The organism is Bacillus sp. 05T22 (assembly GCF_056396765.1).
The window spans coordinates 1-9,593 of the sequence record NZ_JBFTMC010000155.1 but is presented as its reverse complement, the minus strand read 5'-3'; the positions used below and the strand labels follow the sequence as shown (position 1 = coordinate 9,593).

General features: G+C 43.6%; 2 protein-coding genes and 1 pseudogene. All 3 read right to left on the bottom strand.

Features of this window, described 5'->3' with window-relative positions:
* The coding region (locus AC1DIT_RS26000) for a 4'-phosphopantetheinyl transferase family protein (RefSeq protein ID WP_476998514.1) at window positions 1-495 on the bottom strand (495 nt) is incomplete at its 3' end.
* A gap of 220 nt (window positions 496-715) precedes the next feature.
* Complete coding sequence (locus AC1DIT_RS25995) at window positions 716-787, bottom strand: helix-turn-helix domain-containing protein (protein WP_139350065.1); 72 nt, start codon at window positions 785-787, stop codon at window positions 716-718.
* 93 nt (window positions 788-880) lie between these two features.
* Window positions 881-9,593, bottom strand: a pseudogene (locus AC1DIT_RS25990) (amino acid adenylation domain-containing protein); the annotation flags it as partial.

The window sequence follows — 9,593 nt, the reverse complement described above, 5'->3', positions numbered from 1 at the left end:
ATTTAACGGGATATAAAGCCCCTTCCCAATAGTTTTTATATAACTTTCTTTTAACGTCCAAAGATCAAAAAAATAACTAATTTGTTCATCAGAATTTATATTAGATAAATCATAAAATTCTTCCTCTGAGAAGAATTCTTGTGCTAATTTAAGAGCGTCTATTTCTGAAATTTTTTCTATATCAATACCAACATTTGAATTAGCAGTAATACAAATCACCCATTCTCCTGAGTGCGAAATATTAAAATGAAAATCAGAAAAATTTTTAACAAAAGGTTTTCTGTGCTTATTATATACAAATTTAATTTCATCATTATTAATTTTATATTTTTCGCAGATTAAAGAACGGACTAACAAATCTCCTATCAAAATCCTATTAACATCGTCCAATTTTATTAAACGCTTTATTCGTTCTCTTTTCTCATTTGAAATCAAATTACTAAACTGATTAAATAAATCATTATCAATATGCTTTGGTATTTTTACAGCGTGAATTCGTATTATAAATCACTTCCTTTTTAGAGGTGTAAAATCTTATGTATTACGTAACACCCTCGAAATACATATAAAGCAAAAAAATTGTATATTTACATATTAATGTAAATATACAATTTTCACCTAGAAATATAATTAAAATACTCGGTTCTGGTGCAGAAACTTCAAGGTAATTGCATCATAATCTGTCATTGAACTGTCCATGTATGTTTCTATGTCTCTATTGCACCAGAACCTTATACAGTGCTGCTCTTGATATATTCGTAATGTCACAAATTTGATGTACAGTCATTAAGCGGCTTTTTTTGCATTCACATCACTATTCACAAATAATACCTTTGATAGTGAAAATTTATGTTCATAAAGTTGTATCTTTCTAGACACTCTACTTTGTGGTTAACGAAAGGTCCGCTCCCTCTATCCCTTCTAATTCATTTACGAGACATTTGGTTATCTTTTCCACTGCTGGGGAGAAGACAATCTCTTCGTGCGACCCAGGCACCGAATACTTATTCACTTTCCCCTGTAATAACGGCTTCCAATCCGTGAACAACTCTCTACCTTCTTCAGCACTGAAATAGATGACCTCCCCAAAATATGGCGTTAAAACATGTTCTGCCATTAAATTTAGACCCTTCCTGTGGGCATTAATAATCTGCTTTAGACTCGTAAGATCCGCATCAGGCAGGAGCACTCCTTCCACGATCAACTGATCAACAAGCATGTCCTGTTGATGAACGAGTTCTTCTCCCTGCTCTACTAGATCTAAATGGATGAAATGCTTCAATATATAAGAAAGCATATCATCCTCTGTCTTGTGATCCTGTTCTGAAGGTACCTTGGTATCCATGAGTACCAACATCTCAACTTCTTCTCCCTGGTTCCGTAGTATAGTTGCGATTTCATAGGCGATGGCACCGCCCAGAGACCATCCTCCCAGACGATACGGCCCCTCTGGCTGAACTCGCTTCATTTCCTCGATGTAGAGTTGAACTACTTCCGACAAAGTCAACCCATCCATTCCTTCTTTCTCTACGAGAGGATTCTGTAGACCATAAAATGAGCAGTGATCCTTGAGTAACCTTGCTAGCTGCATGTAACAGAATACATTACCCATAAACGGATGAACACAGAAGAAAGGCCTTTTCTCTGACTCTTGTAATGGAACCAGAACCGATAACGATTTTTCCATACCATGATTGTCACGGATGAGACAAGCGATTCCTTCCACTGTCGGGTTCTCAATCAGTGCGGTAATTCGGTAAATGTGTTTTCAGATGCTCCCGCCATTCATGAACACTTCCTTCACCAACTACATAAGCTACCAATCGTTTGTCTCCTGGATGATCCTCTCTTACCAGTACAACAGCTTCTTTTACGGACAAATGCGCCTGCAAAGTTGCTTCAACTTCTCCCAGTTCAATCCGGAAACCACGAATCTTTACTTGGTCATCCATACGACCATGGAACTGGAGATCACCGTCAGGCAGATAACTTGCTTTGTCCCCGGTGTAATAGAGACGTTCCCCTGACTTAAACGGATGCAGAATAAATTTTTCCTCTGTGAGTTCCGGACGATTAGCATAGCCACGAGCAAGGCTCTTTCCTCCGATATAGAGATCTCCAATCACACCCACTGGCACCGGCTGAAGGTGAGAATCTAACACATATACTTCTGTATTCGCAATCGGTCGACCAATCGACGGAGTACCTGTTGTCATTCCTACAGGCACATAACAATCAGTGGTAACGACGGTATTTTCCGATGGACCATACTGATTAATCACCGCAAAAGGTATTTGTTTAGATGGATACTGTGTTAACTGATCTCCTCCCGTAATGATAAAACGGAGATCCGTCTTCTCTGGCCAAGATAATTTCAAGAGTCTTTCCAGAATAGGTGTAGGCGCAAAGCTAGCCGTAATCCGTGAATCAATGAGCCAATCTCGTAGAGCCTCTGGATTGATTCGCAACTCTTCTGTCGACAGGTATAGTGCTGCACCAGCGGTGAGATAAGGCCAAATCTCCTGGACGGCTGAGTCAAAGGCAATCCCCGCAATTTGAGTCGCACGATCCTGTTCTGTAATTTGRTATACCGCTTGATGCCAAGAGACCATATTCATCAATGACCGATATTCGACCATGACACCCTTTGGCTTTCCTGTGGAACCAGAGGTGTAGACGATATAAGCTAAGTGCTCGGGTTTCACTTGCCGCTTCGGTGCGATCACGCTTTCATCTATTATTTCTTCTAATCTCACCGTTTCGACCTGTTCGGAAAGGCTTTCTTGCGCTGCTGTCGTCACTACGATTTGGATCCCTGCATCTTCAATCATGTATTGTAACCGTGATTTCGGATACAACGGATCTAGAACGACATAGGCCCCGCCAGCTTTTAATATGCCAAGTAAACTTGACATGAGCTCAGCCGATCTCGGGAGGTAGACACCCACAACTGATTCAGGACCAACCCCTTTTCTCTGCAAAACATGTGCCAACTGATTTGCCCGCGTATCCAGTTCACCATAGGTCCACTCTCTCATTTGATCGACCACTGCAATCGCATCGGGACGTCGTGCTACTTTATCCTCAAATCTGTCGCAAATAAGACCCTCTTGGGACATTTCCATTGCGGTGTCATTCCATTCTTCCAGTAGTTGCTTCTGTTCTGTCTTCGTAACATACACCAGCTCCGACAGGGTTTGATCAACGTTCTCGATCATTTGCTTTAACGCCTGGCGTAAATGGCCCAGCATCCGTTCAATAGTTATTCCATTAAACTTGCTACGATCATACATCAGCTTTAACGACAACTGACTTCCTGGAACAACAGCCAGTCCTAATGGATAGTGGGTTTGCTCTACTCCTTCCAAGCCACCAATTTCCAGATCTCCTGAAGACTCCTCTTTCACCGGGTAGTTTTCAAACACATACAAGCTATGGAACAGCGGGGTCCCTCTTGGAACTTCACTCCATCCTTGAATCTCTGTCAAAGAAGCATATTCATACTGTCTTCTTTCTATCTCTTCCTCTTGTATCTTCTGTAACCAATCCCTTACTTTCAGGTCATCTTTCAACTGGATCCGCGTCGGTGATGTGGTAATAAAGGGACCTACGATGTGCTCGACATCAACAATCTCCGTAGGGCGTCCCGAGCTAGTTACACCAAAGACAATCTCGTTCTCGCCACTATATCGGCTCATGAGATATGCCCACGCGCCTTGAATCACCGTACTCAAGGTGAGCTTATTGCGCTTCGCCCAGCTTTGTAACGCTTGGGTCTGCTCTTCCGACAAATGAGCAACCTTCTCTGTATAACCTTTTTCTTGCTCCTTACTTTCTAAGCCAAGCGGGGTTGGCGCTGTAAAGCCTCTGAGTTTCTCTCTCCAGAATTGTTCCGCTTGCTCCTGATCCTGCTCTTTCAGCCATTGAATATATTTCTTGTATGGCGGTGACTTAGGTAAATTCACAGCCTCTCCGTTCATCCTCTTCTGATACACTGTAAGCAATTCGTTAAAGATCAGTGATAGACTCCATCCATCCAATAAAATATGGTGATGCGTCCAAACAACCCGATATTCTTCCTTTGCTTCTTGAATGACAGTCACCCGCATCAATGGCGCTTCATCAAAAAGAAAGGCTTGTTTTCGGTCCGATGCCAAAAGGGCTTTTCGCTTCTCCTCTTTTTCTTCAACAGACAGCGCACGCCAATCCACTTCATTCAGCTTAAATGGGATATGATCATACACCACTTGTAAGGGCTCTTCAATCTCATCCCACACAAATGCCGAACGAAAGATCTCACGCCGCTGAATCACCGATTTCCACGCCTGCTCGAAAGTAAGGATATCCAATTTCCCTCTAAACAGGAAACTTAATTGCACCATATACGGCGCGGAATGTTCATCCCCTTGATCATGCAGCGTATGAAAGAGCATGCCTTCCTGCAAAGGTGATAGTGGATACAGGTCGGTAATCGGATGATTCTTTCCACGATTCATCTTAGATAGTACTTTGGTCAAATCTGCTGGGGTGAGATTTGCAATCGCAAAATCCGAAACGGTCAGCGCAGATTCTCCACTCGAAGAATGAATCAATCCTCTCAGTTGATGGAGCATATTCTCTGCAACACTTTGAATGGTCGACTTCGCAAACTGTCCAACATTGTACACCCAAGTGAAATGAAGTTTTCCATCGGTTACAATCCCGATCACATCGATCAAATGTGACCGCTTGGAACCAGGAGCATGGTCTAAGCACGTAAACCCGGTCTCCGGAGCAAACATCGCATCGTCAGAGAACATTTGGTCAAACTGTCCAAGATAGTTAAAACTAATGGACGGAGTGGGTTGAGACTCCAATCGCTCACGCATCGCTGGATTCAAGTACCGCAAAACCCCATAGTCAACGCCCTTATTAGGAATTTGACGCACTTGTTCTTTGACTGCTTTTAATGCTGCAATTGGCGTGTTGGCACCTGTAGTATTTAAGTGAACAGGATAAATACTTGTAAACCATCCTACGGTTCTCGATAGGTCAATGTCTTCAATAATCTCTTCTCGACCATGACCCTCCAGATCCACGGTCAGCGTCGAATGACCTGTCCATGCCGCCGTAGCCTGTACCAATGCTGTCAATAGTACTTCATTGATTTGGACACGATGGGTGCTTGAAATCTCTTGCAATAACGCACGGGTCTCTTTCTCATCCAGCACCACGGTAATCTCCTCAGTTGCTGTGTTTGCTGGATCTTCGAGGGTGGCATCCACTGGTAGCATAGCCACTTCTTGTTCGAACTGCCGCTCCCAGTAATCACGCACTTCTTGCGCAATCCCAGCTTCAGCGTAATGATGCAATTTCTCCGACCACGCTTTAAAGGATGTACTCTTCGTAGATAATTGGATCTTCTGATCCTGGCTCGCTTGATTATAGGCCGTTTGCAGATCCTCCAGTAAAATCCGCCAAGAAACACCATCCACTGCTAAGTGATGAATCACCCAGAATAATCTGCCGGCTCTTTTCTCACCTTCATCAAAATACACCATTCTCATTAGCGGTCCTGCGTGTAAGTGTAAGCTTGCTTGTGCAGCGTCAATCTCCGTTTGAATCACTTGATGCCATTCTGCTTGCGGCACTTCGTCTAATGAAATCACGGTCAGCGTCGATTGTTCTTCGATCCCTTCGTTCCGCTGTTTCCAAGCTCCATCCGGTAAACGTTCATATCTTAAACGCAAGGCATCATGATGGATTAGAAGGGTACGCACAGCTTTCTCCAGTAATACTATATCCAGTCGCTCTTTTGTTCTAAAAAACATGGATTGATTCCAATGGTGTGGGTTAGGATGATCTTGTGCAAAAAACCATTGCTGGATTGGTGTAAGGATCAGTTCTCCAGTTACAACTCCCTGCTCTGCTTGTACACCCTGTTCTTCTTTGACTACTTGCGCCAACTCGGCAATCGTTTGGTGTTCAAACATTTGCTTTGGTGTCAAATGCAAACCTGCTTGCTTCGCACGAGAGACAATCTGAATGCTGAGAATCGAGTCTCCACCAATTTCAAAGAAGTTATCATGGATTCCCACCTTTTTAATCCCTAATACTTGCTTCCAAATGGTAGCCAGTGTTTCTTCTTTACCATTCCGGGGTGCAACACATTCACTTTCAATTTCCCTCTCCTCCGGTACAGGCAAGGCCTCACGATCAACTTTACCGTTAGCAGTTAGTGGAATAGCTTCCATCATCACAAATCCTGAAGGAACCATATGGCTTGGTAGTTCCGCCTTGAGATAATCTCTCCACTCACCTACATTCCCATCACCCACGACATATGCCACCAATCGTTTATCACCCGGCTGATCYTCTCGAACAATTACAACAGCCTCTTTTAYGGATGCATGYGCGTTTAAAGCAGATKCAATTTCCCCGAKCTCAATTCGGAAACCACGGATTTTCACCTGGTGATCAATCCGCCCAAGATAATCTAGATTTCCATCCGGCAAGTATCTCGCTAAGTCTCCTGTCCGATATAATCGTGCTCCCGGGTCACTACTGAATGGATGAGGAATGAAACGTTCTGCAGTCAATTCAGGTCTGTTTAAATACCCACGTGCGAGTCCCGCTCCACCAATATATAGTTCACCCGATACACCAATAGGCACAGGCTGTTGACAAGCGTCTAGCACATACACTTCTAAATCTGGAATCCGCTTTCCGATATTACTTCTTGAAGAATGCTTTACATCATCTTGAGTAATTGGATAATACGTAACATGAACGGTAGTTTCTGTAATTCCATACATATTAATTAACTGTGTGTTCTGCTCTCCATACCTTTGAAACCATGGTAGCAAACTGGTAGGATCGAGTGCTTCCCCACCAAATATGACATAGCGCAGATGCAAGTTTTTATTCTCATCTTCTTGTTCACACACTTGTATTAATTGTCGAAATGCGGATGGTGTCTGATTAAGAACCGTAACCTTTTCCTTTACTAACAGTTGATAGAAATCCTTGGGAGATCGACTAATCCAGTAAGGAACAACAATCAATCTTCCGCCATAGAGTAATGCCCCCCAAATCTCCCATACCGAGAAGTCAAACGCATAAGAATGGAAAAGCGTCCAAGTATCTTTTTCATCAAACTGATACCAACATTCCGTTGATTTAAATAAACGAATCACATTGTGATGCTCTACCATCACTCCCTTCGGATTCCCTGTTGATCCCGAAGTATAGATTACATACGCCAAGTTTTCTCCTGTCACTTTACATATTGGTGAAAGGGTGCTTTCTCGCGCGATCATCGCTTGATCCCGATCCAAACAAACTGCTTCGATTTCTTCAGGTATCCAATCTACTAATGCTTCGTTCGTGACCAATACTTGAATCCCTGTGTCCTCCAGAATATATCGTAGGCGACTTTCTGGATACGATGGATCCAATGGAACATAGGCTGCCCCAGCTTTCAAGATCCCCATGAGACCGACAATCATCTCAACTGAACGCTGGAAGCAGAGACCGACCAATGACTCGGTCCCAATCCCACATTTCTGGAGATAATGGGCCAATTGGTTTGCTTTCTCATTCAGCTCTCGATACGTCAACTGCTGATTTTCATCCACCACCGCCACCGTGTCAGGTGTACGATTCACTTGATCTTCAAACAGTTTATAGATCACACTCTCACGTGGATACGCTACAGCATTATCATTCCACTCTTCCATCAATTGCTTCTCTAATTCCGATAGCATCGTCAACTTCGTCAGTAATTTATTGGGATGTTCCACGATTTCCTTCAACCAGTTTTCAAAATGCTCAGCCATACGTCTGATCGTTACAACATCAAATAAATCATTCTTATAGTTAAAACAAAGGAATAAACCCTCTTCCACCTCTGCGGCGCTTAAACTCAAATCAAACTTGGCGATCGAAGCATGACTTTCCATCGCTTCTAAACTTCTTCCATGAAGCTCTGGAAGCTCTTGTTGCGTGTTTTGCAAGGTAAACATGGTTTGGAAGATCGGAGAATGACTTGTACTTCGCTCGGGTTGTATGACATCTACAATCTTTTCAAACGGAACATCTTGGTATTCATACGCCTTCAATGCTTTTGTCCGTACTTGAGACAACAACTCTTGGAATGTCGGTGCGCCACTCAGATCAGCCCGATAAACCAACGTGTTGACGAAGAAACCAATCAACCCTTCAATCTCACGATAATTCCGGTTTGCAATCGGGCTTCCGACAAGAATATCCGATTGTCCTGTATAACGAGCGAGGAAGCTTTGATACGATGCCAGTAAGGTCATGAAGAGCGTCGATTCTTCTTGACGACTAAGTTCGTTCAGTTTGTCGCGTAACGAGCGTGACAACAACACAGTGTGTGTCGATCCACGATGGGTTTGCACCGCAGAACGAGGACGATCCATCGGCAACATTAAGACTGGTAACTCGCCAGACAGCTCTTCCTTCCAATATGCAAGCTGCTGATCAAGTACTTCTTCTTTCATCCATTCCCTTTGCCATTGGGCAAAGTCGGCATATTGAACCGGTAATGGTGCGAGTTCTGCTGGTTTTCCACCAACCGCTTCTTCATAGAATGCCATCCATTCTTGGAGCAAGATTTCCATCGACCAGCCATCCGAGATAATATGATGCATGGTACAAAGAAGAATCCATTCTTCTTCTGCGATTTGCACGATTTGCCCACGGATCAACGGACCTTTTCCTAAGTCAAATGGCGCTTCGGCTTCGTTTTGGATCCATTTTTCCATTACGCTTTCTCTCTCTTCGGAGGAAAGCGTAGTTAGATCTATTTGGGGAAGGAACCGGAAAGCATATGGTTGAATCTGCTGCACAGGATGACCATCCATTTCATGGAACACCGTTCGCAAAGATTCATGACGCTCTATCAGCTGATTCCATCCCGTCTCCAATGCTTTGGGTACCCAATTCCCTGTAAGACGGCATACCATCGGTATATTATAAAGTGCACTATTAGGCGTGAATTGGTCAATGAACCACAGGCGCTGTTGGGCATAAGAGAGCGAAATGGCTTCTCCCCGTTCCATCGGCATAAGCGGTGGAATCTCTCGTATTTTGTCTCCTTTACGCAATTGATCCAGTCGCTTCGCCAACGCCTCTACTGTTGAATACTCAAACAGTTCACGTACTAACAGTTCGATTTGTAATGCCTCTTTTAACCGAGATACAACTTGGGTAGCGAGCAACGAGTGGCCGCCTCGATCGAAGAAGGAATCCTGGACACCAATATTTTCTATGCCTAGCACTTGACTCCATACCGATGCAACGAGCTCTTCCATCGGAGTTCGTGGGTATACAGTATTTTCAGTAGATGGTTCATCAGGTACAGGCAATGCTTTTAAATCGAGTTTTCCATTCGGTGTGAGTGGTAAAAATGCCATCTCGACAAAGTGTGCCGGAACCATGTAATTCGGTAAATGTGTTTTCAGATGCTCCCGCCATTCATGAACACTTCCTTCACCAACTACATAAGCTACCAATCGTTTGTCTCCTGGATGATCCTCTCTTACCAGTACAACAGCTTCTTTTACGGACAAATGCGCCTGCAAAGTTGC